Raw genomic sequence first — 26,082 nt, 5'->3', positions numbered from 1 at the left:
CCGATCGGGAGCAGATCGCGCACCGCCTCGGGCGGGCGGCACGGACGGACGCCCCCCGAGGCGACGTCGATCGGCGGGGCTCCGGCGGCCGTCGCGTCAGCGATGGCGTTCGTCATCGGTGAGGATTCGGCAGGCGTCGAGGGCGGACAGGGCCGGCGCGCAGACGTCCGGGTGGCCCTGGCAGCAATCGCGCATCAGGAACTGGATCAACCCGCCGAGCGCCGGGTAGGCCGCGCTGTAGAGGATCGAGCGGCCCTCGCGCCGAGACGCGATCAGCCCGGCATGCTCGAGCTCCTTCACGTGGAACGACAGGTTCGAGGTCGAGACGCCGACCGCGCCGGCGAGGGCACCGGCCGCGACGCCGTCCGGCCCCGCGGTCACGAGATGGCGCACGATCCGCAGGCGGTGCGCCTGGGCGAGCGCGCCGAAGGCGGCTAGAGCTTGCGCTTCGTCCATCGTCGGTCCAATATTTCAATGAATCTTGAAACATAACGGACGCCCGACGCGTGGACAAGCTGCCCTTCGCCGATCTGCCCAACATCGCCGCCGAGCACTTCGCCGTGCCGACGCCGGGCACCCTCGCGCCGAAGACCGGCTTCGCCCACCCGCCGCGATTCCTCATCCTGTACGGATCGCTGCGCGCGCGCGCCTTCAGCCGGTTCCTGGCCGAGGAGGCGGCCCGCCTGCTCGCGGCGATGGGTGGCGAGGTGCGGATCTATCACGCTGACGGCCTGCCGCTGCCGGACGACGCCACCGCCGACCATCCGAAGGTCCGGGAGCTGCGCGCCGCCTCGCTGTGGTCGGAGGGGCAGGTCTGGGTCAGCCCGGAGCGCCACGGCACGCTCACCGGCGTGATGAAGAGCCAGATCGACTGGCTGCCGCTCTCGGAGGGCTCGGTGCGCCCGACGCAGGGGCGCACGCTCGCGGTGATGCAGGTCTCGGGCGGCTCGCAATCGTTCAACGCCGTCAACGCCCTGCGCGTGCTCGGGCGCTGGATGCGGATGATCACCATCCCCAACCAGTCCTCGGTGCCCGCCGCCTACACGCAGTTCGACGAGGCCGGCCGGATGAAGCCGGGGCCGCTCTACGACCGCGTCGTCGACGTCTGCGAGGAGCTCTACAAGTTCACGCTGCTCACCCGCGAGCGGGCCGACCTTCTGGTCGACCGCTATTCCGAGCGGAAGGAGCGGGCGCCCGCGCGCCTCGATGCGGTGGCCGCCGACATCGGGTTCGCCAAGCCGTAGGCGGCGGCCCGGCCGGCTTCGGCCGGATCACGCAGCGTGATCCGGCGCGGCGGTCGCTCGTCAAGCCGGATCGGCGCCGATCGGCGGGCTTTGGTTGCGCGATCCGGGCCTCAGCCCCGTCGCCGCGCCGCCTGCGTCGCGATCCGCAGCAGGGCGGAGGAGGCGTGGGCGTGGGCCAGGACCGGATCGGAGCGGCGGCAGGCCAGGATCGCGTCCTGGAGGATCTGCACCGCCTGGCGCAGGGTGTTGGGGCTCCAGCGGGCGAGCTGCGTCTCGATGCTGCCCTTGCGCTTGAAGTGCAGGCCGCGCCAGCTCGCGACCATCAGGCTCGGCGCCTTGTCGCCGCCCTCGATCCGCACGGCGAGCAGCTGCAGCGCATGGCGCAGGCCGGAGCCCAGCATCGCCGAGGGGTCGAGGCCCTCGTGGCGGAAGCGGCGGATGTCGCGCTCCACCACGTCGCCTTGGCCCGCGAAGGCGGCGTCGATCAGGGTGTTGAGCTGGCTGCCGGCGACGTCGCTCACCACCGCCTCGACGTCGTCGAGCCCGACGGTTCCGGTGCCGGCCGCGTAGAGCGCGAGCTTCTCGATCTCGGCGAGGCTCGCCCGGCGGTCGCCGCCCAGGCTCTCGGCCAGCAGGGTGCGGGCGTCGCGGTCGATGCGCAGGCCGCGCGCCTCCAGCGTCCGGTCGATCAGGTCGGCGATCGCGCGGGCGTCGTCGGCGTAGCACGGGATCGCCAGCGCCTTGGCCGACTTCTCGCACAGCGTGCGCAGCGGCGCGGTCTTGGCCAGATCGCCGGCCTCGATCACGATGCGCGTGCCCTGGATCTCGCCCTTGAGCAGCGCCTCGACGGCGGGCGCGATCGGCCGGCTCGTCGGGCGCACCCAGATCGCGCGCTTGTCGCCGAACAGCCCGACGGTGCCGGCCTCGTCGACGAGCCGGCCGGGATCGCCGGCGAGCGCGTCGCCGTCGATCCGCACCAGGGCGAACGGGTCGCCCGGATCGGTGACGAAGCCCTCGGCGAGCTGCTTGGCGCGCTCGGCCACCAGCCCGGTATCGGGGCCGAACAGCAGGATCACCGGCATGCGCGGGTCCGGCCCGCGCCGCAGCAACCCCTCGATCTCGCCGGCCTTGACCGCGGTCACGCCCGGGCTCCCCGCCCGATCCTCAAGGCTTGGCCGAGAGCACCGAGGCGAGGCGGGTCTTGATCTGGTCGGCCAGCACCGAGGCGAGGCGGATCTCGGCGTCGCGGGCGGCGCGCAGGGATGCGAAGCGCTGCACCGAGCGGTCGTAGGTCGCGGTCGAGGTCGCCACGCCCTCGGTGACGATCTTGGTGCCGTCGAGGTTTTCCAGGCTGTACTTGACCACGCCGACGATGGTGCCGGCCTCGGCGCGGCCCGTGGTGGTCGAGACGATCGGCGTCTGCACCGACTCGCTGCCCTGCAGCTTCAGCCGGTAGCGCTTCGGCCCGGGCTGGCCGGAGCCGTCGAGGGCGAAGATCAGCTCGCTGCGCAGGTAGTGCCCGATGCGCTCCTGGTCGCGTGCCATCGCGATGTCGTCGACCTGGATGCCGGCGAGCAGCGCGGGCAGCGACTCGCCGGACGCCGTCGGCCCGTAGAGCGGGCGGAAGCAGGCCGAGAGGTTGAGCGCGAGGCCTGCGACGCAGGCGAGACGGGCCGCCCGCGCCGCGGCGCGAGCCGTCGCGGTCCCGATCGTTGTGTCCGCCATCCGCCTCATCCGCCCGCCGCAATCCGTCTCGTCCAGGGTTCTTTAGCGCGAGCGAACGGCCCGGCGCCACGACCCTACGCGCGATCCCTTACGATTCGTCTGCGGCGGGAGTTGGGTCGCCGAGGTCGGTGACCGCGGGCCGCGGAGGCCGGACGCGTCGCGCCGCGGCGAAGCCGAAGACGTCGGCGGGAACGCTCCCCGGGGGGCGTCGACCGGCCGCTTCGGCGCCTGCGGGCGCGGCCGTCCTGCTGCGCGCGAGCCGCCATCGAGACCGCCTGCGGCGTCTCGAACCAGGATCGTGCCGGTCTCGGGCCGTGCCGGGCCGACGCAGGCGGTGCAGCCGCCGCCGGAGCGTTGACGCGTGGGGTGACGCTGACCGGGCAGCACGCGCGAAACCTGACGACGGGTGGTCGCGGCGCGCGCGGGCATGCTTCCCGGTCACGCACGCGCGATCGTCACGACGGCATCGTCGCAATCGCGTGCCGAGACGGGTACGGATCCGGGATTTCCCACGGATCGCGGCCGTCTAGAACTCGAGGCCGGGGCTTTTCAGGGCGTCGGCCTCGCGGCTGCAGAAGGCCTGATCCGGGGGCTTGCGCTCGCCCGCCAGCACCTTGGCGAGCTCGGCCCGCGCCCGGTCGAGATCGGCCCGGAACGCGGCGTCGCCGACGAGCGCCGCGAAGATCACCGAGCCGTTGGTGCGCCCGGCGGCGACGTCGCTCAGCCAGTGCACGCCGCAGACCACGCGGCTCTCGCCGTAGGCCCGGCCGCGGGCGAGGATGGCGGTGGCCTTCTCGGGCACCAGCGCGGCCATGATCAGGGCGTAGGCCCAGCCCTGGGTGGCGTGGCCCGACGGATAGCTGAAGCTGTCGGCGAGCGCCTGGGTCCGTTGCACGCAGATCGGCGCCTCGTTGCCGACGAAGGGGCGCAGGCGCCGGTAATGCACCTTCGGACCGCGGGTGCCGGCGGCGATGTCGAGGCGCGCGCGCTCGAACAGGGTGATCACCGCCGGCACGCGGGCCTGGTCGATGCGGGTGCCGAGCACGCAGGCGAAGGTCTCGAGGATCGCGGCCGCGCCCTCGGCCACGTCGGTGGCGGCCATCTCCCAGCGCGGCGTGCCCTTCATCGCCCGCGTGGCGTTGAAGGCGGCGCGGTCGGCCGCCTCCAGGGTCGAGTGGCTCGCCGGCGGCGCCGGCAGGATCTGGACGGTGTCGGGCACGCCCGTGCCGGTCAGGTACGGCTTGTGCGCCGGCTTGTCCGGGCGGACCGGGTCGGCGGCGACGGAGGGCGCCGACGGCTCGGCCGTGGCCGGGGTCTCGGCATGCACGGCGGGAGCGAGGAGCGCGAGGAGCGCCAGGGCGATCGGGAAACGCGGCATCGGGTCCGTCCTCCGGGGCGGGCGAGGCCCAAGCCATAACGCCCGGACGTTGAACGGGATACGACGGCACCGCGACTTTTCCGATCGCGACCTCACCTCTTCCCTCTCCCGCTTGAGGGGGGAGGGAAGAGCCGCCCCCTCAGAACCCGGACGGCGCCCGCAGGTGCCAGTCGGTCGCGCCCTGGAACGCCTGCCCGATGCGCAGGGCCAGCGCCTCGTCGTAGCCGCGGCCGACGATCTGCAGCGAGAGCGGCAGGCCGCCGCGCGAGACGCCGTTCGGCAGGCTGAGGCCGCACAGGTCGAGCAGGTTGGCGAAGCGCGTGAAGCGGGAGGGCAGGTGCAGCTCGTCGACCTCCGCCAGGGGCACGGCCGCGGTCTCGGTGGTGGGCGTCAGGATCGCGTCGATCCCGTCCCAGGCGCGCGCGAGGTCGCGCTTGAGCGCGTCGCGGCGCTCGAGCGTCGCGAGGTACTCCTGCGCCGACAGGGTGCGCCCGCCGAGGATGCGCGCGCGCACCGCGTCGCCGAGCGGCGCGGCCGCGTCCTCGGCGAGCGCGCCATTGACGAAGTAGGCCTCGGCGTTGGTGATCCCGCTCATCGCCACGAGGTCGGCGAAGCGGAACGGCAGCGCGACGTCGACGATCTCCGCGCCGAGCCCGGACAGCACGTCGAGGGAGGCGTCGTAGGCGGCCAGTATCTCGGCCGAGCAGCCGTCCCGCTCGGCCTCCGGCATCCGCGCGAGCCGCAGGCCGCGCACGCCGCGGTTCAGGGTCGGGAACGGGTCGACGGGCAGGATGCCGCGGGTCGCCGGGTCGAGCGGATCGGGGCCGGAGATCGCCGCGTAGAGCAGCGCGGCGTCGGCGACGCTGCGGGCGAGCGGGCCGGGGGTGTCGAGGGTCGCGCTGAGCGGGACGATGCCGTGGGTCGAGACCCGGCCGACGGTGACCTTCAGCCCGGTCAGCCCGCAGAAGGCCGCGGGCAGGCGCACCGAGCCGCCGGTATCGGTGCCGATGCCCCAGGGCGCCATCCGCGCCGCCACCGCGACGCCGGTGCCGCTGCTCGATCCGCCGGGCGTGCGGGCGACCGCGAGGTCCCACGGGTTCCACGGGGTGCCGAGATGCGGGTTGGTGCCCCAGCCGCCATAGGCGAACTCCACCGTGTGGGTCTTGCCGAGCACGATCATCCCCTGCGCGATCAGGCGCCGGGCGATGGTGGCGGTGCGGGCGGCGCGCCGCGCCCGGTGGGCGGCCGAGCCGCCCAGGGTGATGCGGCCCTCGAGGTCGATCAGGTCCTTCAGCGCGATCGGCACCCCGTGCAGCGGCCCGACCGCGTGGCCGGAGCGGATCGCCCGGTCCGCGCCCTCGGCCGCCAGCCGCGCATCGTCGGCGAACACCTCGGTGAAGGCCTGGAGCTTCGGCTCGCGGGCGGCGATGCGGTCGAGCATCGCCGCCACGGCCTCGACCGGCGACAGCGTTTTGCCGGCAATTCTGTTTGCGAGCTCGGTCGCGGAGAGGTCGGCGATGGCGTTCGTCGTGTCGGTCATCCGGAAGGACCCTTTAATGTCCGGTCGTCGTGGTCGGGGGCCATCCCGTCGTCCCGGGGCGCCGCTCACGCGGCCCCGGAACGACGGGGCGTCGAGCGTCGGACGCGGCTACGGCAGGCTCACCAGCGTCAGGTCGACGAACCAGCTCTGCGGCGAGACGAACCCCTTCACCCTCGGGCTCATGCCGCGGGGGTTGAGGTCGTGGACGACGTAGAGCCAGGGCGGGTCGTCGACGAGGCGCTCGTGCGCGGCCTTGGTGGCGGCCGAGATCTCGGCCGGATCGCTCGATTCGGCGAGCGTTTTCAGGGCCTTGTCGAAGGGCGCGTCGGTCCAGTTCGGGAAGTTGAAGCCGTTGGGCGGAAACCGGTCGGCCGCGAAGTAGCGCACCATCACGCCCGCATCGGATGTGGGCGAGGAGACGTTGAGGGCGTTCGAGCCCTGCAGGCTGGCCGCGTCGGGCAGCGCCCGGCTCGAGTTCAGCAGGATCTGCCACTCGACGACGTTGAACGATACGTCGACGTCGCAGGCCTGCTTGAGGTTCTCCTGCAGGAACTCGTTCATCGGCATCGGCGACATCTGCCCCGAGCCCGAGGCCGAGATCATGATCTTCAGCGCGAGCGGGTTCCTGGCGGTGAAGCCGGCCTCGGCCAGCAGCGCCTTGCCCCGCTTCGGATCGAAGCCGTAGCGGTTCTTGGGGGTGCCGAAATCCGGGTTGCCGTCGTTGAACCAGCCGCTGGCGGCCTCCGCGGTGCCGTTGAGGAAGCTGACCACCGCCGCGCGGTCGACGCAGTAGTTCAGGGCCTGGCGCACGCGCACGTCCTTCACCGGGCTGTTGGTCGCGCCGATGTTGAAGATCCACGGCCAGACATGGGGGTAGGTGCCGGTGGTGACGGCGAAGCCCGCGGCCTTCAGCGACGGGATCGCGTCGGGCGCCGGCACCTCGATCCAGTCGACCTGGCCGGCCCGCAACGCGGCGATCCGGGCGTTGGCCTCGGGGATCGGCATCAGGCGGACCCGGTCGACCTTGGCGAGGCGGGACCTGTCCCAGTAGCCGTCGTTGCGGGCGAGATCCGCCGATTCCCGCGGCGTCACCTTGGTCAGCTTGAACGGCCCGGTGCCGGCGGCCGGCACCGCCTGCACCTTGGCCCAGTCGCGCCCGGCCTTCTCGAACGATTTCGGGGAGGTGAACAGCAGGTACACCGCCATGTAGGGGAAGTACGAGGCCACCTGCGTGGTGGTGATCTGCACCGTCCTGTCGTCGAGCTTCTTGTAGCTGCCCATGATTGGCACCCGGGCGCGGGAGATGCCGGCGCCCTGCGCCTCGAATTGCGGGCTGTCGTTCTTGAAGTAGCGGTCGAGGTTCCAGATCACCGCGTCGGCATCGAACGCTTCGCCGTCGTGGAAGCGCACGCCGTCGCGCAGGTGGAAGGTCCAGACCCGCTTGTCCTCGGCCGACTGCTCCCAGGCGGTGGCGAGCGCCGGCATCAGCCCGGCCGGCCGGTCGGTGCGGGTGAGGTCCCACTGCACCAGCCCCTCGAAGATCGGGTAGCCGAGGAAGCGCATGCCCTCGAAGCCGTTGTTGGGCATGCCGGTGGCGGTGGGAATGTCGGTCGCGGTCATCGCGATGCGCAGGACGCTCTCGGCGAGCGCCGGCGGCGCGGCCAGCGCGGTGGTGACGGCGAGGGCAGCCAGAGTACGGCCGAGCATCGTGCGGCTTCTCATGCGTGGGTCCGGGAAAGCCCCTGCGGGCGAGGGGGGAGGCCCCTGCGGGCGAGGGGGACAGTCCCTCCGGGCAAGACCTGCGCCAACGATCTTGGGTTGTGCCGCAGGACAATGGCGTCTTGGGCGTTGCGCCCGGGCCTTGCGCCGCCCTATCCCGCGGCACCACGATGGCGCCTTCGGAGGTTTCGCTCCCGGCGGGGCCTGCGGTTCCGGACCGCCAGATGAGGGATGAGCGCGTTGGCAGAGACGATGAACGGCGCCGAGAGCCTGGTCCGCACCCTGGTCGCGGGCGGCGTCGAGGTGTGCTTCACCAATCCCGGCACCTCCGAGATGCATTTCGTGGCGGCGCTCGACCGGGTCGAGGGCATGGCCTGCGTGCTGTTCCTGTTCGAGGGCGGCGCGACGGGGGCCGCCGACGGCTACGCCCGCATGGCCGACAAGCCGGCCTCGACCCTGCTCCATCTCGGCCCCGGCCTCGCCAACGGCCTGGCCAACCTCCACAACGCGCGCCGCGCCCGCTCGCCGATCGTCAACATCGTCGGCGAGCACGCCACCTACCACCGCATCCACGACGCGCCGCTGACCTCGGACATCGCCGGCTTCGCCCGGCCGGTCTCGGCCTGGCTGCGCATGGGCACCACCGCCGAGGCCATCGCCGCGGACGGCGCCGACGCGATCGCCGCGGCGCGGACCGCCCCGGGGCGGATCGCGACCCTGATCCTGCCCGCCGACACCGCCTGGAACCCGGGCACCGGCATCGCGCCCGTCCCCGCGATCCCCGAGCGCGCGCGGGCGGGCGCGGATGCGCTGGGGCGCGCCGTCGCGGCCCTGGCCTCGGGCGAGCCGGCGGTGCTGCACCTGTCCGACCGGGCGGTGCGCGGCGAGGGCCGCCGCATCGCCGCCCGCATCGCGCGGAAGACCGGCGCCAAGCTGCTGGCCATGGCCGCCAACGCGCGGATCGACCGCGGCGCCGGCACGGTGCCGATCGAGCGCCTGCCCTACCCGATCGACGCCGCGATCGAGACCCTGGCGCCCTTCCGCCACGTCATCCTCGTCGGCGCGACGCCGCCGGTCGGGTTCTTCGCCTATCCCGGCAAGCCGAGCGTGCTCAGCGCGCCGGATGCCGAGACGATCGTGCTGGCGACGCCGGAGGAGGACCAGATCGAGGCGCTGGAGCGGCTGGCCGAGGCCGTCGGCGCGCCGGCGGACGAGTCGTCGGCCGCCGGCGCGCGCCCGGAGCTGCCGACCGCCGGCGCGCTCGCCGACGCCGCCATCGGCCGGGTGCTCGGCGCGCTGATCCCCGAGGGCGCGATCGTCTGCGACGAGTCGATCACCACCGGCCGCAACTTCTTCGGGCAGACCCATGCGGCCGCGCCCCACAGCTGGCTCCAGCTCGGCGGCGGCGCGATCGGCCTCGGCATCCCGATGGCGACGGGCGCCGCCATCGCCTGCCCCGGCCGCAAGGTGATCGCGCTGCAGGCCGACGGCAGCGCGCTCTACACCGCCCAGGCGCTGTGGACCCAGGCCCGCGAGCGCCTCGACGTGGTGACGCTGATCTGGTCGAACCGCTCCTACGCCATCCTGCGCCACGAGCTCGCCAACGTCGGCGCCGCCAATCCCGGCCCGAAGGCGATCGGCATGCTGACGCTGGACGACCCGGCGATCGACTGGGTCAGCCTCGCCAAAGGCTTCGGCGTCGAGGCGCGCCGCGTGGAGAATTTAGCCAGCTTCATCGACGTGTTCCGCGGGGCGCTGGCCCGGCGCGGGCCGTTCCTGATCGAGGTGGCTCTGTGAGGACCGGACAGACAGCCGCCGCGTCCGTTTCGTCTCCTTCAGCCGGCGTGCCGATGCCCGAAAGGCCCTCCCTTCCCCTCTCCCCGCACGCGGGGAGAGGCCCGCAGGCACCTCGTCGTGCCTGTGGGAAGCGGCGGCGAAGCCGAAGCGGCGGTGAGGGGGCGCGGACGGACGAGGCTCCTTCGTCGAGACCCCCTCACCGTCGGCTGCCGCCTCGCCGCGACGACGACGAGGTCGTCGCGGCCCTCTCCCCGCAGGCGGGGCGAGGGGATGCGCGCGGATCTCGGCGTGATGCCTTGCCGTCGACGTCCCGGCTTGCGGCATCAGGGCAGGGGACGCGGGCGTGACCACCTTCACCCTCCCGGGCCTGTCCGCGCCCGCCGAGATCCGCGTCGACCGCCACGGCGTGCCGCATCTCCGCGCCGCGTCGCAGGACGACGTCTTTCGCGTGCAGGGGTTCAACGCCGCCCGCGACCGGCTGTGGCAGCTCGACCTGTGGCGCAAGCGCGGCCTCGGGCTGCTCGCCGCCGATTTCGGGCCGGGCTACCTCGCGCAGGACCGGGCGGCGCGGCTGTTCCTGTACCGTGGCGACATGGAGGCCGAGTGGGCGGCCTACGGGCATCCGCGCACTCGGAACATCGTCGAGGCCTTCGTCGCCGGGCTGAACGTCTACGTCGCCCTGACCCTCGAGCGTCCCGACCTGCTGCCGCCGGAATTCGCCGCCCTCGGGACGCGCCCGGCGGCGTGGGCGCCCGAGGACGTGGTCCGCATCCGCAGCCATGCGCTGGTGCGCAACGTGGCCTCCGAGGTCGCCCGCGCGCAAGTGCTGGCGCGCGCCGACGCCGAGACCGACGCCCTGCGCAAGGGCCTGAGCCCGCCGCACGCGACGATGCCGCTCGGCGATCTCGAGCCGGCGCACTGGCCGGACGACCTGCTCGACGTGGTCCGCCTCGCCACCGCGCCGGTCGGGTTCGATCCGGCGCGGCTCGCCGCCACCCGCGACGCGGCCTGGGCCTGGACCCGGGTCGACGCGCACGGGAACGTCGGGCGCGAGACGATCGCCGAAAACCCCGAGCCGGCCGGCGACGGCTCGAACGCCTGGGCGGTCGCGCCGTCGCGCAGCGCCACCGGGCGGCCGATCCTGGCGAGCGACCCGCACCGCGCCTACGCCCTGCCGGCGCTGCGCTACGTCGTCCACCTCACCGCGCCCGGGCTCGACGTGATCGGCGCCGGCGAGCCGGCGCTCCCCGGCATCAGCATCGGCCACAACGGCAAGGCCGCCTTCGGCCTGACCATCGCCCCCTTCGACCAGGAGGACCTGTTCGTCCTCGACGTCGACCCCGGCGACCCGGACCGGTTCCGGTTCGACGGCGGCTGGGCGCCGATCGAGCGGGTGCACGAGCGCATCCCCGTCCGCGGCGAGGCCGACGAGCCGGTCACGCTCGGCTTCACCCGCCACGGCCCGGTGATCTGCGAGGACCGCGCCACCGCCAAGGCCTTCGCCGTCCGCACGGTGTGGTCCGAGCCCGGCGCCGGCGCCTATCTCGGCAGCCTGGCCTATCTCGACGCCGCGACGCCGGAGGCCTTCGGCGCGGCGCTGCGGCACTGGTCGGCGCCCTCCGTCAACCAGGTCTACGCCGACGTGACCGGGCGGGTCGCGTGGTTCACGGCGGGCAAGGCGCCGATCCGCCCGAACTGGGACGGCCTGCTGCCGGTGCCGGGCGACGGCCGATACGCCTGGGCCGGGTTCCACGACGGGGGAGACCTGCCGAGCCGGATCGATCCGGGCGCCGGCTTCGTCTACTCGGCCAACGAGATGAACCTGCCGGAGGAGTACCCGGCTGAGGCGCGGAAGCTCGGCTTCGAGTGGCACGAGCCGTGGCGCGCCCGGCGCATCCGCACGGTGCTGGCGCACCAGCCGCAGCACGCGCCGGCCGACTCGCAGCGGCTCCAGGGCGACGACGTCTCCGAGCCGGCGCTGCGGCTGGCGCACCTCGCCGCGACGCTGGCCGCGCCCGCCGACGCGGAGGCCCGCCGGGCGATCGCCCTGCTCGAGACCTTCGACGGGCACCTGCACGAGGGCTCGGCCTCGGCCGCGCTGGTGGAGGTGTTCTGGGTGCACCACCTGCGCCCGGCCCTGCTGCACGCCCTCGTGCCCGATTTAGAGACCCGGCGCCTGCTGCCGCCGGGCGACCTGCAGGCCCTGCTCGACCGCCTGGAGACGCCGCGCCCGCCGCTCGACCGCGCCGCCCGCGACGCGCTGGTCGAACGCACCCTGGCGGCGGCCTGGCGGGACTGCGCGGCCCGCCTCGGCCCCGATCCCGCGGCCTGGGCCTGGGGCCGCCTGCACCACGCGCTGTTCGCGCACCCGCTCGGCCCGCGCGGCTTCACCGGCCACGATGTCGGCCCCCTGCCGATGCCGGGGGCGGGGCCCTGCGTGATGCACGCCGAGTACGACCCCGCGACGTTCCGGATGACGCACGGCGCCTCGTTCCGGATGGTGCTCGACGTCGGCGACTGGGATGCCGGCGTCTTCGTCAACGCCCCGGGCCAATCCGGCCACCCGGCGAGCCCGCACTACGCCGACCATGCCGAGCCCTGGGCCCGGCGCGCCTACCGTCCGCTGCTGTACTCCCGCGCGGCGGTCGACGCCGCGACGGAGACGGTGATCACGCTGGTGCCGGGCGGCGACGGCGCCTGACGGGATCGCTCTGGACGAAGGCCCCGCCTTCGACCGAGCGGACGCCGACCTCGTTCCCGGGCCTCGAACGAAGACAGGCCCCCCACCGTCCCTCCCCCCTCTGCGGGGGAGGGAAGAGGCTCCGCGCGTTCCGTCATCCCGCAGCGGGTCGCGATCGCGCCGGCGCCCAGCGGCGCAGGGCGAGGTGGGTCGGGAGGAACAGCAGGGTCGGCAGGCCGACGATCAGGCCCGCGAGCCAGGCCCAGGCCGGAACCCAGGTCTGCGCCGCCCGGTCGCTCATGCCCCAGACGTAGTTGATGTTGACCGGGGTCAGGCCCGGCTCCGGCGTCGGCGGCGGCATCAGGAAGAAGCACGCCAGCAGGGTGACGATCGCGAGCGCGGTCCAGGTCGGCAGGGCGCGGCAATCGTAGCCGAGGCGGCCGACCAGGTAGATCAGCAGGAACGGCAGCCAGCCGTGGAAGCCCGACAGGCCGCGCAGGAACGGCGCGGTGCTCCGATCGAACATGTAGGCGGTCATCCCGGTGATCGGGCAGCCGAGGGCGGTGCCGAGGAAGTCGAGCACCCACAGCAGTTGCGGCGCGACGAGGCCGACCGCGCACATCGCGACGAGCAGCGGGCTCTCCAGCCAGATCCCGACCAGGGTCAGCAGCAGCGACTGGTCGCAGAAGTACAGGAAGTTCGTCGGGCCGTAAGCGGACAGGTAGGTCGGGACCAGGACCGCGACGAAGGCGGTGTAGGCGAGCTTGACGGGCATCGGGATGCGCCCGCGCGAAGCGGGGGCGAGCGCCGGGAATTCGGGCATCGGATCGTCTCGGCTGGCGAAGGGACGGGGAAATTCGGGTCCGGCGAGGCCCGGCCGGGATTTCGGCAGGGCCTCGCGAGGGGGCGTCGGTCCTGTCTCGGGTCAATTTTTGCCCGGATCGGTCCTTGCCCGGATCGGACCCTGCCCGGATCAGTCCTTGCCGACCGACATCAGCAGGCGCTCGGTCTTGGCGTCCTCGATGCGGTTCACCATGCGGCGGCCCTCATGCACGTCGCGCACCGTCTTGGTCGCGGTGATGCAGGATTGGACCAGCATCACCACGCCCATGGCGAGGTAGCCCTTGATCCAGATGTCCACCGGCAGGAACAGGATCCCGCAGGCCACCATCGCGGCCGAGCCGAGGAAGGCGGCGTAGGTGAAGGTGACCCAGGCGCCGGAATGCTGGGTGGTCTCGTTGTTCATGACACGCTCCTGATGTGGGACGGGAAAGGGATGGGATGCTCGGTGAGTCAGGCGGCCGGGGCGAGCCCGGCCTTGCGGCGCAGGCCCTCCAGCACGTCGCCGCCGGTCGGGCGGGTGCGCGGGCCGAAGCCCTCGCGCGCCAGGCGCTCGGCGATGTCGGCGCCGTCGGCCTCGGCAAGCGCCGCCTCGGTGTCGGTCGCCTCGGCCTGGAGCGCGCGCAGGCGCGCCAGGGTCGCCTCGGCCTCGCGCAGGGTGGCCGTGTCGCCGCGGCCGGTCTGGGCCGAGAGCCGCCGCACGGCTTCCGTCGCGCCGGCGACCCGCCGGCCGCGTTCCAGCTCCGCCTGCCGGCGGGTGGCGTCGGCGACGGTGGCGCGGATGCGGGCGACCTCGGCGGCGAACCGCGTGCGGGCCTCGTCGATCGCCCGGCGCTCGGCCTCGAGCTCGGCGATCGCGTCCGCCGCCTCCGCCGCGAGGTCGTCGCGCCCGGCGGCGAGCGCCGCGACGGCGCGGCCTTCGAGGTCGGCCGCCCGGGCGTCGATCTCGGCGCCGCGGCGGGCCTCGGCCTGGTCGCCGGCGATCGCCACGGCCAGCGCCCGGCGGCTGCGCTCCAGCGCGGCGCGGGTCTCGCGGATCTGCTGGTCGAGGATCAGCAGGGCGTTGCGGTCGTGGAGGTCTTCGGTGGCCCGGGCGACTTTCCCCCGGGCGAGGAGGTTGAGCAACTTGAGCATGGTGGGGCTCCCGCGTTATGAACATCGTTCACAACCGAAACCTCTCACGGGCATGAACAGCGTTCAAGTGCGCGATTGCACGTCGTGCAAAATGGGGCCGCGAGGCGACGCGTGACCGGGCCGGCAGACGGCGGCAAGCCGACGAAGGCGGAGGCACGCCGGGAAGCGCTTCGCACCGCGCTCGTTGCCGCGGCGGAGCGCCGGATCGCGGCGGACGGGCTCGGCGCCCTGCGCGCCCGCGACCTCGCCGCGGATGCCGGCTGCGCGCTCGGCGCGATCTACACCGCGTTCCCGGATCTCGACGCGCTGATCCTCGCGGTGAACCTGCGCACGCTCGGCCTGTTCGAGGCGGCGCTCGGGCCGGAGGCCGACGGGTTCGACGCGGCGGGCGCGGCCGACGAGCTCGTCCGGCTGGGCCAGGCCTATCTCGCCTTCGCGCAAGGCCACGCCAGGCGCTGGCGCGCCCTGTTCCAGCACCAGCTCGCCGACGGGCGGCGCCCGCCGGACGGGTACGTCGCCGAGCAGGCCCGCCTGTTCCGCCGGATCGAGGCGCCGTTGCAGGCGCTGCGCCCGGACCTCCCGGCCCTCGAGCGTGTCCTGCTCGCCCGCAGCCTGTTCTCGGCGACGCACGGCATCGTCATGCTCGGCCTCGACGCGCGCCTGATGGTGCTGCCGGTCGCGGTGGTGCGGGACCAGCTCGATCTGCTGATCCGCGCCATGGCGACGGGATTGGCGAACGCGGACGGGGCGGGCGCCGCGTGACGCGCTCGGCCGCGCCGACGCTGCGAACCGACGCTCAGGGCGCCTCGGCCTTCGCGATGGCGCGGACCGCCCTCAGCGCGTCCGCCCGGCTCGCGTCGCTCGCAAGCCCGCTCCACAGGCCGAGAAGCTCCCGCAACCCGGCCAGATCGCTCGGCGTGGCGGCCTCGCCGAACCGCGACGCGACCGTGCCCCCGAGCGCTTCGGCGAGACGGCGAAGACTGTCGTTCCCCTCCCCGACATCGTCGCGACCGGGGGTCTTTCCGCGATCCGGGCCGGGCTCAACACACATCGACGGTCGCCTCTTAAATAGCCATGCGACCGCACGCGTCCTCGTATTCTGCATTCAGAACGCTTTTACGGCAATACGCAACCTCTGGTCGTAAGGCGGCGTTGTCGGCTTAAGTCTGAGTTGGCAGATGAGAACATCGCTTTGAAGACAGCATGATGGCGACAGACGAAAGGTTCTCCGCCGGGGCCATGGTCGACGCTTGCCTGCGGCTCTACGAAATCGTCCGCGAGGTCGGAACACCCGAGATGGTCATGACGTGCCGTCTGCTGCTCTATCAATTCGGATTGCAGATTGCGGACGAGGTCAAGGCCGAGAAGGACGGCGCAAGACGCGACGAACATTGACGGCGTGGGAAAGGCCGGGGCCCGGTCCCCGCTCCGTTCCCGCGATGCGTCCGGCCCGACGGGCCTGTCTCGAGGCTCGGTCGGTCTTGCCTCAGTCGGTCTTGCCTCAGTCGGTCTTGCCGTCGAGGCCGAGCCAGTGGCGGCCGTCGCGGGCCAGGAGGTCGTCGGCGGCCTTCGGGCCGGGGGTGCCGGCGGCGTAGTCCTCCACCGGGGCGGTCTTCCAGGCCTGCAGCAGCGGCTCGACCGCGGCCCAGCCGGCCTCGATGTTGTCGGCGCGCTGGAACAGCGTCGCGTCGCCGGTCATGCAATCGTAGAGCAGGGTCTCGTAGCCGACGTTGGGCTGGTTCTGGAAGAAGTCGGCGTACTTGAACCCCATCGTCACCCGGCCGATCTGCATCTGCGGCCCGGGCACCTTGACGTTCAGCTCGGTCCCGGCGCCGTGGTCGGGGTCGATGGTGATCCGCATCACGTTGGGGCTGAGCTCGGCCACCGGCGTGTCGGAGAACAGCTGAAACGGCGCCGGCTTGAACAGGATCGCGATCTCGGTGCGGCGCCCGGTCATGCGCTTGCCGGTGCGGACGTAGAACGGCACCCCGGCCCAGCGCCAGTTGTCGATCTCGAGCTTCAGGGCGACGTAGGTCTCGGTGGTCGAATCCTCGGCCACGTGCGGCTCTTCCCGGTAGCCGACGACCGGCTTCCCTTCGAGCGTGCCGGCCGTGTACTGGCCGCGCACGGCGTGGTCGGGCTGGATCGGCTTCACGGCCTGCGCGAGCTTGGCCTTCTCGCCGCGCACGTCCTCGGCCTTGAACGAGTTCGGCGGCTCCATCGCCACCATGCAGAGCAGCTGGAACATGTGGTTGGGCACCATGTCCCGCAGCGCGCCGGTGGGCTCGTAGAACCCGCCGCGCTCCTCGACGCCGACGGTCTCGCCGGCGGTGATCTGGATGCTGTCGACGTATTCGCGCCGCCAGACCGGCTCCAGCATGCCGTTGGCGAAGCGCAGAGCCATGATCGACTGCACCGTCTCCTTCCCCAGGAAGTGGTCGATCCGGTAGAACTGGCTCTCGTCGCCCTGCTTCAGGATCCGCGCGTTGAGCGCCTGCGCCGAGGCGAGGTCGGAGCCGAACGGCTTCTCGATCACCACCCGGCGGAAGGCGTCGTCCGCCTGCTTCAGCAGCCCGGCCTGGCCCAGCCCGTCGACCAGGGTGCCGAAGAAGCGCGGCGCCACCGCGAGGTAGAACACCACGTTGCCCGAGACCTTGCCCTTCAGGGCCTCGAAGGTCTTGGCATCCTCGAAGTCCCCCTTGAGGAAGTGGATGCGGTCGCGGATGAAGCCCCAGCTCTTCGGGTCGATCCGGTCGGCGTGGAACTCGGAGCCGGGGTCCTTGCTCAGGGTCTCCATCGAGGTGGTGAGCTCGGTGCGCAGGCCCTCGTCGCTGCCGTCGTTGTGGTCGACGCCGAGGATGGCGAAGCCGGGATCGAGCAGGCCGGCGCCGGCGAGGTTGTAGAGCGAGGGCATCAGCAGGCGCTTGGTCAGGTCGCCGGCGGCGCCGAAGATCACCAGCGTGCAGGGCGGCGCCGGCTTGGTGCCGCAGGCGGCCTCGTCCTTGAGGGGCGCGTCATGGCTCGATTCGGGCATCGGCGTCGTCCGGTTCTGCGACGCGATGGTGCGTCGCGGCATTCGATCGCACGTCAACCGGCGACCGCCACGGCCGTTCCCGGCGTGACGCGATCGTGTGAGGGCGGGAAGGGCCGGCTCCTCACCCCCTCCGGCGCAGCACCACGCCCGGCAGCGGGCAGGCGGCGGGGGCGACGGTGAGCACCGCCGCGCCCGGGCACAGGGCGCGGCAGCCCTGCGCCGCCTCGATCTGGTCGCGGCCGCAGGCCGTCGCGGTGCAGAACCGCCCGAGATCCTCGCAGGTCGCGCGGAAGCGGCCGGCGTCCGGCCGCTCGCGCAGGTCGGCGGCGGCGGCCGGGGCCGCGAGGGCGAGGAGCACCGGAAGAACGAGCCTGATCACGGGTCCACCCCATCGCCTCGCGCGGCCGCGCGAGGCGCCGACGTAGCATGGCGGCGCCTCGCGCCCTATGGCATGCACACGACAGGCGACAAGAGGACCTCGGCGGACACCGTGCTCGACATCCAAGGCCTCTCCAAGACCTATGCCGACGGCACGCAGGCGCTCGCGGGCATCGACCTGTCGGTGGCGGCCGGCGAGATCGTCGCGCTGATCGGCGGCTCGGGCTGCGGCAAGACCACCCTGCTCCGGCTGATCGCCGGCCTCGACCGCGGCAGCGCCGGCACGATCACGCTCGACGGCGAGGCCATCGCCGCGCCGCATCCCGGCGTGGGCCTGGTGTTCCAGGAGCCGCGCCTGCTGCCCTGGCTCACGGTGGCCGACAATGTCGGCTTCGGCCTCGACGGCGTCCGCAGGCCCGAGCGCCGCGCCCGCGTCGCCCACGCGCTGGAGCGGGTCGGGCTGTCCGAGCACGCCGCGCGCTGGCCGCGCGACCTGTCGGGCGGGCAGCAGCAGCGGGTCTCGATCGCCCGCGCCTTCGTGGCGCGCCCGCGGGTGCTGCTCCTCGACGAGCCGTTCTCGGCGCTCGACGCCTTCACTCGCAAGGACCTGCACGGGCACCTGCTCGCGCTCTGGGCCGAGACCCGCCCGACGATCCTCATCGTCACCCACGACGTCGGCGAGGCGGTGGCGCTCGCCGACCGCGCCGTGGTGATGCGGCCGAAGCCCGGCCGCCTCGACGAGACGGTGCGGCTCGGCATCGCCCGCCCGCGCGATCCCGCCTCGCCGCAGAGCGAGGCCTCGACCCGCGCGATCCTGGCGGCCCTGGACCGCTCGCTGCGCCCGGCCGAGGCCCAGGCCGCCGCGGCGCCCGCCGGGAACTGGTGGTAGCGGGCGGCGCCGGTTGAGCCGCGGTGCGGTTCCCGCTAACGGCGACCGATCAAGACCCACGATGGAGGAGACGACGATGGACGCCACCACGCTTCGCGCGCTTCAGGCCCCGCTGAAGGACCAGTACCGCAACACCCCCGACGACGCGGTGATCACCCTGCGGGCCAAGGGCTCGCTCGACGACACGGCGATCGCCTGCAAGGTCGAGACCGGCCGCGCGCTGGCGGTGGCCGGCCTGCACCCGGCGACCGGCGGCTCGGGCGCCGAGCTGTGCTCGGGCGACATGCTGCTCGAGGCGCTGGTCGCCTGCGCCGGCGTGACGCTGAAGGCGGTGGCCACCGCCCTCGAGATCCCGCTGCGCGCCGGCACGGTGAGCGCGGAGGGCGACCTCGACTTCCGTGGGACGCTCGGCGTCGACAAGGCGGCACCGGTGGGCTTCCGTGCGATCCGGCTCGCCTTCGCGCTGGACACCGACGCGCCGCAGGACAAGCTCGACCAGCTGCTCAAGCTGACCGAGCGCTACTGCGTCGTGTTCCAGACCCTGAACCACAAGCCGGAGCTCGCCGTCACCGCCGCCCGCAGCTGAGGGGAGCGCCCACGAAAAAGGGCGGCGGAGCCGAGGCTCCGCCGCCCGTTCGTTCGATCCTGCGATCGGAGCGCGGCTTACCGGGCCAGGCTGCCGGTCCGCGACAGGGCGCGGCCGGTGCGCACCGGGGCCTCGTCGCCAAGGCGCGGGCCGATCGAGCCGGTGGTCAGGGCATCGCCCTCGCGGGCGGAGTCGACCCAGGCCGGCATGCCGAAGAAGCTGCGCGAGTCGGTGCGGTCGACGCGGGGGGCGTCGAAGCCCTGCGAACCGAAGCCCTGGGCGAAGGCGGAGGCCGGGGCGGCGAGCGCGAGGACGAAGGCGAGGGAGGCGAGACGCTTGGTCATGGTCGGTTCCTTGTCGTGATGGACGACCCGGTCTCGCGTCGCTGCGCGCACCCCGTGGCCGTCACTGCCATGACCAGGAGATGGTGCGCTGCGGAACGGTACCACGTGCGCTTTCGCACGTGCGAGAAAGTAAAATTATAGTTCTATTTCAATGAGATAGTAGAACTATTCTACCGCGCGCGCCGCCAGGGATATCTCCCGGTGCCGTTGCTCGACAGTCCATTCGAAGCCCCGCGCGCTCCCTCCCCCGCACCCAAGTCGGGCCTGCCCGACTTGGGCACACGGGGTGCGGATCTCGGGCAAGCCCAAGATCCGTCGGGGGGAGGGAAGGGGCGCGTCGCGCTTTCGCCGATGGGAAAAAGCGCCTCACCCGGCCGAGACGAGCCAGCACCCGGCCGCGAGCCGCACGGCGCCGTCGTCCGCATGGGGCAGCACCGCCTCGGCGACGGCGGCGAGGGCCGCCCGGCGCAGGGGCGGCTCGGCGTCGCGCAGCAGGCGCGAGACCGGGCCGAGCTCGACCGCGACGGCGGCGGCCGCCTCCGCGGCGGCGCGGGCCGAGCCGTCCGCGGCGCGCCCGAGCACGAGGTCGCGCACCACCGGCGCGACCGAGACGGCGCCGAAGCCGGCCTCCGCCAGCAGGCGGCGCAGGGCGTCCGCGTCGGCGAAGCGGAACGGCCCGGGGCCGGCGAAGTCCGGCGGCCCCGCATCGGGCACCAGCGGCAGCACGGCCGCGCGGGGCACGGTGACCCACGGGTTGTCGGCCATCGCCTGCCAGCACAGGAAGGTCAGGCGCCCGTGCGGCGCCAGCGCCCGGCGGAGGTTGGCGAAGGCGGCGCGCGAATCCGAGAAGAACATCACGCCGAAGCGCGAGATCGCCCGCGCGAAGGGCGGCCCCGCGAACGCCTGCGTCTCGGCGTCGGCGACGATCCAGTCGATCGGCGCGGCGCCGGCCGCCACCGGCCGCGCCCGCGCCACCGCGAGCAGCGGCTCCGACAGGTCGGCGGCGACGACCCGGCCGGCCGCGCCCACCGCCTCGGCCGCGCTCAGCGCCGTCGCGCCGGAGCCGCAGCCGACGTCGAGCACCCCGTCGCCCGGCCGCAGGTCGGCGGCGGCGAGCAGCGCCTCGGTCAGCGGCGCGAACACCGCGTCGAGCACGCCCTGGCTGCGCGCCCAGCGCTGGCCGACCGCGCCGTTCCAGTATTCGGCCTGGGTCATCGTCGCTGTCATGGCCTGCTCCGTCGCTCGGCGATCCGGGCGGCATCTTGCATGCCGGGCGGCCGCCGTCAGCGGGGCGCGGCGACGCCGGCGCGTTTGGCCGGTTTCAGGCCGCGGCCATCCGCGCCCCCGCCTGCGACGCCAGCAGGTCCGCCACGGCCTCGGCCGACATCGGCCGGCCGAGATGGTAGCCCTGGAACAGGGTGCAGCCGAACGCCTGCAGCGTGGCGAGGTCGTCGGCGGTCTCGACGCCCTCGGCGACCACCTCGATGTCGAGCCAGCGCCCGAGCGCGAGCACGGCCTGGACCAGCCCGCACTTGTCGTCCGAGCCGGTCAGCCCGGTGACGAAGCTGCGGTCGATCTTGATGCGGTGGGCCTGGAGCTGGCGCAGGGAGGCGAGGGAGGAGTAGCCGATCCCGAAATCGTCCAGCGTCACGCGGATGCCGGCCTCGGCCAGCGCCGTGAGCTTGGCCTGCACCGCGCCGATGTCGAGGGCGGTCTCCTCGGTGATCTCGATCTCCAGCATCCGCGGCGGCAGGCCGAGGGCGGCCAGACGGCCGAGCACGATCTCGTCGACGGCGATCTGCGCCATCTCGCGGGGCGAGACGTTGAGCGCGACCTGGACCGTCTCCAGCCCGTGCCGGCACAGTGTCGCCACCATCGCGCAGGCCTGCTCGAGGATGGCGCGCAGCAGCGACTCGGTGAGGCCGGCCGTCGCCGCCGCCGCCACGACGTCGGCCGGCGGGATCCAGCCGTGGCGCGGGTGGTTCCAGCGCACCAGCGCCTCCAGGCTCACCAGGTTGCGCCCGTCCCGCCCGAAGATCGGCTGGAAGCACACCGTCACCACGCCCTCGGCGAGCGCCTGCGACAGGTCGCGCTCGCTGTCGCGCCGCGTCTCCATCCGGTCGCGCAGGCATTCGTCGAACAGGCGGGCGCGGTTCCGGCCGGCGCCCTTGGCCGCGTAGAGCGCCTCGTCGGCGCAGCTCAGGCGATGCGTCAGGCTGCCGGCGTCGCCCTGGTGGATGCCGATGCTGATGCCGAGCCGGCCGGCGTCGAGGGATTCGAACGGCTCGGCGACCGCGCCGATCAGGCGGGCGGCGAGCACGTCCTGCGCGATCCCCGCCGGCGCCGGCGCGTAGAGCACGGCGAACTCGTCGCCGCCGAGCCGGGCGGCGAGGCTGCCCGGCGGCAGGGCGGCGGCCATCCTTCGCGCCACCTCGGCCAGGACCCGGTCGCCCATGGTGTGGCCGTGGACGTCGTTGACGGATTTGAAGCCGTCGAGGTCGAGCAGCATCAGGCAATGCGCGACGGGCTCGACCGCCGCGTCGTCGCGCAAGGCCGCCTCACCGCGCAAGGCTCCATCACCGCGCAAGGCGGCGTCGGCATCCTGCTGGAAGCCGGCGCGGTTCAGGAGGCCGGTGAGGTCGTCGTGGGTCGCCCGCCGCGCCATCTCGAGGGCGAGCGCGCTGGCGCTGGCATGGGCCTCCATGCGCGACTGCGCGAGGGCGCTGGCCTCGTTCTTCAGCCGGCTCGCCTCGCGAAAACCCGACTCGCACAGGAACGCGCCGCGGATCATCGCGGCGAGGTAGAGCAGCACCGTCGCGGCGAGGCAGATCCGGTCGAAGCCGCCGGCCACGAGCAGGCATCCGGCAAACGAGAGCAGCGGCGGGGTGAAGAAGCCGATCGGCATGCGGGCGAAGGCGGTGCCGTAGGTGACCGCGCCGGCGGTCGTGCCGCATGTCAACGTCAGGTAGAACACCGTCTGCGCCGCGGTGCAGCCGGCGCACAGCGCCGGAAGGAACGCCCAGACCAGGCCCGACAGCCAGGCCGCCATCCAGACCAGGCGCAGGTGCCGGTCGACCGAGCGGGCGGCGGCCTCCGCCGACAGCGCCGTCCGCGGCGACAGCGCGGCGCAGGGTACGCGGCACAGGGCGAGGCGCAGCAGGTTGGCCGCCGTCGAGGCCGCGAACCAGGTCGCGCCGACGGCGCCCTGCCCGGCATGGATCGCCACGATCATGCCGACCAGGCCGAGGGCCATGTTGATCGGGATGGCGGTCGACATGCTCAGGCGCAGGGCCGCGAGCTGATCCCGCCGGATCAGGCGGTCGAGGTCCGACGGGCTCGGAACCGAACGGGGCCGGTCGTTCAAGGGGTCAGGCACGTCGCATCCAACCTGCAGGCGTTTCTTCGACTGACGCCGGAGCGGTGAAGGATCGCTTAAGCACGCGGCCCGGCGAGCGCCGGACGGCGCGCGTGCGACATCAGCGCCGGGGGCCGCCGCCCGGCCCGCCGAACCCGCCGGGGCCGGCCCCCGGCCCGCCGAAGCCGCCGGGACCGCCCGGGCCGCCGAGCCCGCCCGCGCCACCGAACCCGCCGGGGCCGCCGTGCCCGCCGCCGAACCCGTTCGGGGCCGTGCGGGTGTCGATGCCGAACCCGCCGCCCGGTCCGTTGCCGCCTGGGGCGCTGCCGCCGAGCCCGCCGCCCGCAGATCCGCCGCCCGGTCCACCGCCCCCCGGCCCGCCGCCGCCGGACCCACGGCCGCCGCGCTCGAAGCGTCCGTCCGGGCCGCCTCCGGGCAGGCCGCGGCCGTCGATCCGGTCCGGCGCGCGCTCGAACAGCGGGTTGCGGTCCGGCGCGGTGCCGCGTTCGTCGAGGCGCAGGGCCTCGACGGTGAGGCGCCCGTCGGCGGCCGGCCGCGTCGTCAGCACGGCGCGGACGCTGCCGCGGCGCGGGATCGCCGCACCGGCCGGCCCGGCGACGTCGAGGCCGGAGCCGAGGTTCATCCGGCCGCCGCTGCGGCCGATATAGGCCTCCACCGAGACCCGGCTCAGCCCCGGCGGGAATGGCAGCGCCTCGCTCGCGCGGGCCACCTTGAGCACGCCGCCCGCTGCCTCGCCGGCGACCGCGGCGCGCCGGCCGGCGGGCAGCGCGTCGGCGCCCTCCAGCCGCAGGCGCCCGATCACCGGGCGGCCGTCGCGGTCGTGCCGGACCGGGCCCGCGACGCGGGCGGGGCCCTCGGCCCGGGGCTCGATCAGGCTGGCGACGACGACGCCGTCCGGCCGGCGCAGGCCCGACACCGCGACCCGGTCGCCGACCGCCCAGCGCCCGGCGACGCCGACCGTGGCGACGCTCTGGCCGAGGACGACGAGGGCGCCCTCGGCCACCCTCTCCACCGGCCCGACCACCTCGCTCGTCACGTCGATCCGCCGGGTCGCGAGGCCGCCCGCCTCGGCATGGGCGACGACGTGGACCACGTGGCCGATCCGCATGTCGGCGGCGCGCGCCGCAACCCCGTCGATGCGCACGCTCACGTCCTCGGGATAGGCGATGCGCAGGTCGTTGACGACGATCGAGCCGAAGCGGCGGATCGTGCCGATCACCCCCGTGCCGCCGATGCCGCGGTCGCCGTCCCCCGGCGTGTCCGTCGGCCGCGCCCCGGTGCCGCCGATGCCCTGGTCGCGCGGCGCCTCCTGCGGCAGCGCGCGCCCCGGAACCAGGGCGGCGCCGGCGAGCAGGCGCAGGACGAGGCGGCGGGTCGGAGCGCTCATGCGCGCGGTCCCGGGGCGTCTGAATGCGAAGAACCTCGCGGGCCACGCTCCCCCGCAGAGGGGGGAGGAAGGGCACCTCGTCCGAGCCGGTCGCTCGACGACCGAACACCGCCCCGATCCGCGCGCGATCGTGCGACCGACAGGTTTCCGACCGACAGGTTCACGCCCCGGCCTCCGGCGTGGCCGGCGACGCCTCCTCGGCAGGGGGGACGCCCGCGCGCGGCGGCACGGCTTCGGCGTAGACGTAGAGGCCGAAGTTCCAGCGGTGGGGGCCGCCGGGATCGGTGGCGCAGGCGGCGTGGGCCTCGCGGTTGGCCTGGGTCAGCGCCTCCATCGCGATCTCCTTGGCGCGCGCCTCCAGCCGCCGCGCCAGATCCTCCGACAGCCCGTCGTAATGCACCGCGCGCTCGAGGAAGCGCGGCGCCTCGCCGAGGATGTTGGCGACCGAGGCCGCGATGTGGTCGTGGAGGTTGCGCCCGAAATAGTAGAGCTGCGGCTCGCCGCCGCCGCGCGGCACGTAGGCGGCCTCGGCCAGGACGATCCGGTCCTGGCCGTCGAGGGTGGCGAGCCCGCGGTCGAGCCATTCGTCGAGCACGGCGCGGGGCCGCAGGTCGCGGGTCACGCCGGCGACCAGGGCCTCGAAGGAGGGGCCGTCCTCGCCCGCGCGCCGCAGCGCCAGCGGGCGCCCGTCCGGGTCGGTGAAGGCGGGGTCCGCGAGCCACCGGGCGATGATCCGGCTGGTGCGCGAAACCACCGCCGGCACCGCGCTCACCGGCGCCCCGGCCCCGCGCAGGCGCCGCACCTCCTTGCGGTGGATGCCGGTGAGCAGCGAGACCCGGCTGTCGGTCTGCTCCTTGCCCTGCAGCGCGAAGTCGTGCTCGGCGACGTTGACGTAGAGCTCGCGCAGCAGGTTCGTCAGCGCCGGGAAGGTGATGCCGCGGGCCACGAACAGCCGGACCAGCGGGCGCAGCAGGCGCGCCACCGGCGCGTGCAGGGCAGCCCCCTCGGCGGTGTCGTTGACGGTCTCGGACATCGGCGCAGCATGGAGGCGGGCGACGTGGGACACAATCCCACATCGTGCGCCGGCGCACCTCGGCCCACCGATTTCGCGTTGACGTGGGAAATCTGCACACATACGGTTTGGGCGTGGTCAAATTTCCCACATCAACGCGATCCGGACGAGACCGATGCCCGAACCGAAACCCGCCCTCGTCTGCCGCCCGATGCCGCCCCTGAACGCGACCCTGCGCCGCGATCGCAGGCCGCCGGGCGGGACCACCCTTTCGCGACTGGGCCGGCTCGCCGCCTGCCTCGTCGCCCTCGCGCTGCCCGCTCTCGGGATCGCCGCCGCGGACACGGTCCACCGCGTCGCGACCCCAGGGGCGCTGCAGGCCGCAGCACCAGGATCCCCCTCCCGGGATGCTGCGGTGATCGACGGCGCCTCCCGGGTCGGCAGCCCGGTCCGGGAGGCGCTCCTCCTCACCCCCGACCGGGATCCGCGCCGATGATCGCCGCCGCCGCCCGAAGGCCGCCCGCCATAGGGACCGACCCGATGCGGACCGACCCGATGCGGACCGACCCGAGACCCCCGTGCGGCGGCGCCCGCGTCCTCGACCTCGCGATCTGCATGATCCTGGCCGTCACCATCGTCGGCCTGCTGCTGCTGGCGCTCTGACCGGCCCGTCGGAGGGCGTCTTCCGCAGCCGCGCCTTCCCCCCGCTGCGGAGGGGCGCGACCTTTCCGGACAACGCGCTCCCCGCTCCCGGCCCGCTTCGCAGCCCCCCCCCCCCCCCCCCTAGGGGGGGGCCCGGGGGGGCCCCCGGGACCCCCCCCGCCAAACCCCCCCACCCAAAACGAGAACCCCCCTGGCCGAATCCCTTTCCGGGCCCGTTTCCCCCCCTCTGCCCGCCCCCCGCCTGGAGGCCGGGGCCCCCCCCCCCCAAGCCCGCGGCCCTGCCGCGGCGGGCCCCCCCCCCCCCCCCGTTCCCCCCCCCCTCCCCTGGGCCGGGTTTCACCCCCGGGTGAACCCCC

The 26,082-nt window shown here is 73.9% G+C and carries 26 protein-coding genes; 9 read left to right on the top strand and 17 right to left on the bottom strand.

Annotated elements, in window-relative coordinates; genetic code table 11:
* Positions 1-96: 96 nt before the first annotated feature.
* Complete coding sequence (locus MKK68_RS07985; protein ID WP_147728220.1) at positions 97-456, bottom strand: ArsR/SmtB family transcription factor; 360 nt, start codon at positions 454-456, stop codon at positions 97-99.
* 50 nt (positions 457-506) lie between these two features.
* On the opposite strand from MKK68_RS07985, the gene arsH reads away from it, so the two are divergent.
* A complete protein-coding gene (arsH, locus tag MKK68_RS07980) occupies positions 507-1,244 on the top strand; it encodes an arsenical resistance protein ArsH (protein WP_313899219.1) in 738 nt (245 codons plus the stop codon).
* A 110-nt stretch (positions 1,245-1,354) separates the two neighbouring features.
* On the opposite strand, the gene holA is transcribed toward arsH, so the two are convergent.
* From holA to MKK68_RS07955, 5 genes are all read right to left on the bottom strand, one after another.
* Positions 1,355-2,386, bottom strand: a complete 1,032-nt coding sequence (gene holA / locus MKK68_RS07975; RefSeq protein WP_147844017.1) for a DNA polymerase III subunit delta — start codon at positions 2,384-2,386, stop codon at positions 1,355-1,357.
* Positions 2,387-2,408: 22 nt separating this feature from the next.
* Complete coding sequence (lptE, locus tag MKK68_RS07970; RefSeq protein ID WP_147728217.1) at positions 2,409-2,969, bottom strand: LPS assembly lipoprotein LptE; 561 nt, start codon at positions 2,967-2,969, stop codon at positions 2,409-2,411.
* 526 nt (positions 2,970-3,495) lie between these two features.
* Positions 3,496-4,347, bottom strand: a complete 852-nt coding sequence (locus tag MKK68_RS07965) for an acid phosphatase (RefSeq protein WP_147729549.1) — start codon at positions 4,345-4,347, stop codon at positions 3,496-3,498.
* A 139-nt stretch (positions 4,348-4,486) separates the two neighbouring features.
* Positions 4,487-5,887, bottom strand: coding sequence for an amidase (locus MKK68_RS07960; RefSeq protein ID WP_244029700.1), 1,401 nt, complete (start codon positions 5,885-5,887; stop codon positions 4,487-4,489).
* A 108-nt stretch (positions 5,888-5,995) separates the two neighbouring features.
* Positions 5,996-7,594 carry an ABC transporter substrate-binding protein gene (locus MKK68_RS07955; RefSeq protein ID WP_244029698.1) on the bottom strand — a complete coding sequence of 533 codons (1,599 nt, stop codon included), beginning with the start codon at positions 7,592-7,594 and terminating at the stop codon, positions 5,996-5,998.
* A 264-nt stretch (positions 7,595-7,858) separates the two neighbouring features.
* On the opposite strand from MKK68_RS07955, the gene MKK68_RS07950 reads away from it, so the two are divergent.
* Positions 7,859-9,403, top strand: a complete 1,545-nt coding sequence (locus MKK68_RS07950) for an acetolactate synthase large subunit (RefSeq protein WP_244029729.1) — start codon at positions 7,859-7,861, stop codon at positions 9,401-9,403.
* 343 nt (positions 9,404-9,746) lie between these two features.
* Positions 9,747-12,104 (top strand): penicillin acylase family protein, encoded by a 2,358-nt coding sequence (locus MKK68_RS07945; protein WP_147860386.1) that lies wholly within the window; start codon positions 9,747-9,749, stop codon positions 12,102-12,104.
* Positions 12,105-12,237: 133 nt separating this feature from the next.
* On the opposite strand, the gene MKK68_RS07940 is transcribed toward MKK68_RS07945, so the two are convergent.
* From MKK68_RS07940 to MKK68_RS07930, 3 genes are all read right to left on the bottom strand, one after another.
* Positions 12,238-12,906 (bottom strand): hypothetical protein, encoded by a 669-nt coding sequence (locus MKK68_RS07940; protein WP_147860385.1) that lies wholly within the window; start codon positions 12,904-12,906, stop codon positions 12,238-12,240.
* A 150-nt stretch (positions 12,907-13,056) separates the two neighbouring features.
* Positions 13,057-13,329 (bottom strand): YiaA/YiaB family inner membrane protein, encoded by a 273-nt coding sequence (locus MKK68_RS07935; protein ID WP_147729665.1) that lies wholly within the window; start codon positions 13,327-13,329, stop codon positions 13,057-13,059.
* Positions 13,330-13,376: 47 nt separating this feature from the next.
* On the bottom strand, positions 13,377-14,057 hold the full coding sequence (locus MKK68_RS07930) for a PspA/IM30 family protein (protein WP_147862963.1): 681 nt from the start codon (positions 14,055-14,057) through the stop codon (positions 13,377-13,379).
* Positions 14,058-14,168: 111 nt separating this feature from the next.
* On the opposite strand from MKK68_RS07930, the gene MKK68_RS07925 reads away from it, so the two are divergent.
* Positions 14,169-14,819 carry a TetR/AcrR family transcriptional regulator gene (locus MKK68_RS07925; protein WP_147860353.1) on the top strand — a complete coding sequence of 217 codons (651 nt, stop codon included), beginning with the start codon at positions 14,169-14,171 and terminating at the stop codon, positions 14,817-14,819.
* Positions 14,820-14,853: 34 nt separating this feature from the next.
* Here MKK68_RS07925 and MKK68_RS07920 read toward each other — a convergent pair whose 3' ends face one another.
* A complete protein-coding gene (locus tag MKK68_RS07920) occupies positions 14,854-15,108 on the bottom strand; it encodes a hypothetical protein (RefSeq protein ID WP_147729395.1) in 255 nt (84 codons plus the stop codon).
* A gap of 152 nt (positions 15,109-15,260) precedes the next feature.
* Here MKK68_RS07920 and MKK68_RS07915 point away from each other — a divergent pair, with 152 nt between their 5' ends.
* Positions 15,261-15,452 carry a hypothetical protein gene (locus MKK68_RS07915; protein WP_244029696.1) on the top strand — a complete coding sequence of 64 codons (192 nt, stop codon included), beginning with the start codon at positions 15,261-15,263 and terminating at the stop codon, positions 15,450-15,452.
* Positions 15,453-15,558: 106 nt separating this feature from the next.
* On the opposite strand, the gene zwf is transcribed toward MKK68_RS07915, so the two are convergent.
* Both zwf and MKK68_RS07905 read right to left on the bottom strand, forming a co-directional pair.
* Positions 15,559-17,091: a glucose-6-phosphate dehydrogenase gene (gene zwf / locus MKK68_RS07910; RefSeq protein WP_147729397.1), complete on the bottom strand. Its 1,533-nt coding sequence runs from the start codon at positions 17,089-17,091 to the stop codon at positions 15,559-15,561.
* Positions 17,092-17,212: 121 nt separating this feature from the next.
* Complete coding sequence (locus tag MKK68_RS07905) at positions 17,213-17,470, bottom strand: hypothetical protein (RefSeq protein WP_147860352.1); 258 nt, start codon at positions 17,468-17,470, stop codon at positions 17,213-17,215.
* A 111-nt stretch (positions 17,471-17,581) separates the two neighbouring features.
* On the opposite strand from MKK68_RS07905, the gene MKK68_RS07900 reads away from it, so the two are divergent.
* The gene (locus MKK68_RS07900) at positions 17,582-18,358 is read left to right on the top strand and encodes an ABC transporter ATP-binding protein (RefSeq protein ID WP_147844123.1); all 777 of its coding nucleotides are present in this window, start codon (positions 17,582-17,584) and stop codon (positions 18,356-18,358) included.
* Positions 18,359-18,434: 76 nt separating this feature from the next.
* A complete protein-coding gene (locus MKK68_RS07895; protein WP_147729800.1) occupies positions 18,435-18,944 on the top strand; it encodes an OsmC family protein in 510 nt (169 codons plus the stop codon).
* A gap of 77 nt (positions 18,945-19,021) precedes the next feature.
* Here the strand turns inward: MKK68_RS07895 and MKK68_RS07890 are convergent, their stop codons facing one another.
* The 5 genes from MKK68_RS07890 to MKK68_RS07870 all read right to left on the bottom strand — a co-directional run bounded on the left by MKK68_RS07890 (position 19,022) and on the right by MKK68_RS07870 (position 25,084).
* Positions 19,022-19,288 (bottom strand): hypothetical protein, encoded by a 267-nt coding sequence (locus MKK68_RS07890; protein ID WP_147844124.1) that lies wholly within the window; start codon positions 19,286-19,288, stop codon positions 19,022-19,024.
* 366 nt (positions 19,289-19,654) lie between these two features.
* The gene (locus tag MKK68_RS07885) at positions 19,655-20,515 is read right to left on the bottom strand and encodes a class I SAM-dependent methyltransferase (RefSeq protein ID WP_244029694.1); all 861 of its coding nucleotides are present in this window, start codon (positions 20,513-20,515) and stop codon (positions 19,655-19,657) included.
* 94 nt (positions 20,516-20,609) lie between these two features.
* On the bottom strand, positions 20,610-22,652 hold the full coding sequence (locus MKK68_RS07880) for a putative bifunctional diguanylate cyclase/phosphodiesterase (protein WP_409567199.1): 2,043 nt from the start codon (positions 22,650-22,652) through the stop codon (positions 20,610-20,612).
* A gap of 112 nt (positions 22,653-22,764) precedes the next feature.
* Positions 22,765-24,051 (bottom strand): DUF5666 domain-containing protein, encoded by a 1,287-nt coding sequence (locus MKK68_RS07875; protein ID WP_244029692.1) that lies wholly within the window; start codon positions 24,049-24,051, stop codon positions 22,765-22,767.
* A 160-nt stretch (positions 24,052-24,211) separates the two neighbouring features.
* Positions 24,212-25,084 (bottom strand): DUF6502 family protein, encoded by an 873-nt coding sequence (locus MKK68_RS07870; protein ID WP_147729867.1) that lies wholly within the window; start codon positions 25,082-25,084, stop codon positions 24,212-24,214.
* A 154-nt stretch (positions 25,085-25,238) separates the two neighbouring features.
* Between MKK68_RS07870 and MKK68_RS07865 the strand changes: the two genes are divergently transcribed.
* Together MKK68_RS07865 and MKK68_RS29430 are read left to right on the top strand one after the other, a co-directional pair.
* The gene (locus MKK68_RS07865; protein WP_244029690.1) at positions 25,239-25,559 is read left to right on the top strand and encodes a hypothetical protein; all 321 of its coding nucleotides are present in this window, start codon (positions 25,239-25,241) and stop codon (positions 25,557-25,559) included.
* Between the two features lie 44 nt (positions 25,560-25,603).
* On the top strand, positions 25,604-25,726 hold the full coding sequence (locus MKK68_RS29430; RefSeq protein WP_279605257.1) for a hypothetical protein: 123 nt from the start codon (positions 25,604-25,606) through the stop codon (positions 25,724-25,726).
* Positions 25,727-26,082: the final 356 nt, after the last annotated feature.

The organism is Methylobacterium sp. E-016 (genome assembly GCF_022829745.1).
GTDB lineage: Bacteria > Pseudomonadota > Alphaproteobacteria > Rhizobiales > Beijerinckiaceae > Methylobacterium.
The sequence above is the reverse complement of the archived record's forward strand: the minus strand, read 5'-3'. Positions and strand labels throughout refer to the sequence as shown.

Coding starts and splice junctions, on each gene's coding strand:
- MKK68_RS07870 (WP_147729867.1), bottom strand. CDS start 25,084: ATGTCCGAGACCGTCAACGACACCGCCGAGGGGGCTGCCCTGCACGCG.
- MKK68_RS07915 (WP_244029696.1), top strand. CDS start 15,261: ATGATGGCGACAGACGAAAGGTTCTCCGCCGGGGCCATGGTCGACGCT.
- MKK68_RS29430 (WP_279605257.1), top strand. CDS start 25,604: ATGCGGACCGACCCGATGCGGACCGACCCGAGACCCCCGTGCGGCGGC.
- zwf (WP_147729397.1), bottom strand. CDS start 17,091: ATGCCCGAATCGAGCCATGACGCGCCCCTCAAGGACGAGGCCGCCTGC.
- MKK68_RS07960 (WP_244029700.1), bottom strand. CDS start 5,887: ATGACCGACACGACGAACGCCATCGCCGACCTCTCCGCGACCGAGCTC.
- MKK68_RS07895 (WP_147729800.1), top strand. CDS start 18,435: ATGGACGCCACCACGCTTCGCGCGCTTCAGGCCCCGCTGAAGGACCAG.
- MKK68_RS07935 (WP_147729665.1), bottom strand. CDS start 13,329: ATGAACAACGAGACCACCCAGCATTCCGGCGCCTGGGTCACCTTCACC.
- MKK68_RS07985 (WP_147728220.1), bottom strand. CDS start 456: ATGGACGAAGCGCAAGCTCTAGCCGCCTTCGGCGCGCTCGCCCAGGCG.
- MKK68_RS07865 (WP_244029690.1), top strand. CDS start 25,239: ATGCCCGAACCGAAACCCGCCCTCGTCTGCCGCCCGATGCCGCCCCTG.
- lptE (WP_147728217.1), bottom strand. CDS start 2,969: ATGGCGGACACAACGATCGGGACCGCGACGGCTCGCGCCGCGGCGCGG.
- MKK68_RS07965 (WP_147729549.1), bottom strand. CDS start 4,347: ATGCCGCGTTTCCCGATCGCCCTGGCGCTCCTCGCGCTCCTCGCTCCC.
- MKK68_RS07950 (WP_244029729.1), top strand. CDS start 7,859: ATGAACGGCGCCGAGAGCCTGGTCCGCACCCTGGTCGCGGGCGGCGTC.
- MKK68_RS07920 (WP_147729395.1), bottom strand. CDS start 15,108: ATGTGTGTTGAGCCCGGCCCGGATCGCGGAAAGACCCCCGGTCGCGAC.
- MKK68_RS07890 (WP_147844124.1), bottom strand. CDS start 19,288: ATGACCAAGCGTCTCGCCTCCCTCGCCTTCGTCCTCGCGCTCGCCGCC.
- MKK68_RS07940 (WP_147860385.1), bottom strand. CDS start 12,906: ATGCCCGAATTCCCGGCGCTCGCCCCCGCTTCGCGCGGGCGCATCCCG.
- MKK68_RS07885 (WP_244029694.1), bottom strand. CDS start 20,515: ATGACAGCGACGATGACCCAGGCCGAATACTGGAACGGCGCGGTCGGC.
- MKK68_RS07930 (WP_147862963.1), bottom strand. CDS start 14,057: ATGCTCAAGTTGCTCAACCTCCTCGCCCGGGGGAAAGTCGCCCGGGCC.
- MKK68_RS07955 (WP_244029698.1), bottom strand. CDS start 7,594: ATGCTCGGCCGTACTCTGGCTGCCCTCGCCGTCACCACCGCGCTGGCC.
- MKK68_RS07875 (WP_244029692.1), bottom strand. CDS start 24,051: ATGAGCGCTCCGACCCGCCGCCTCGTCCTGCGCCTGCTCGCCGGCGCC.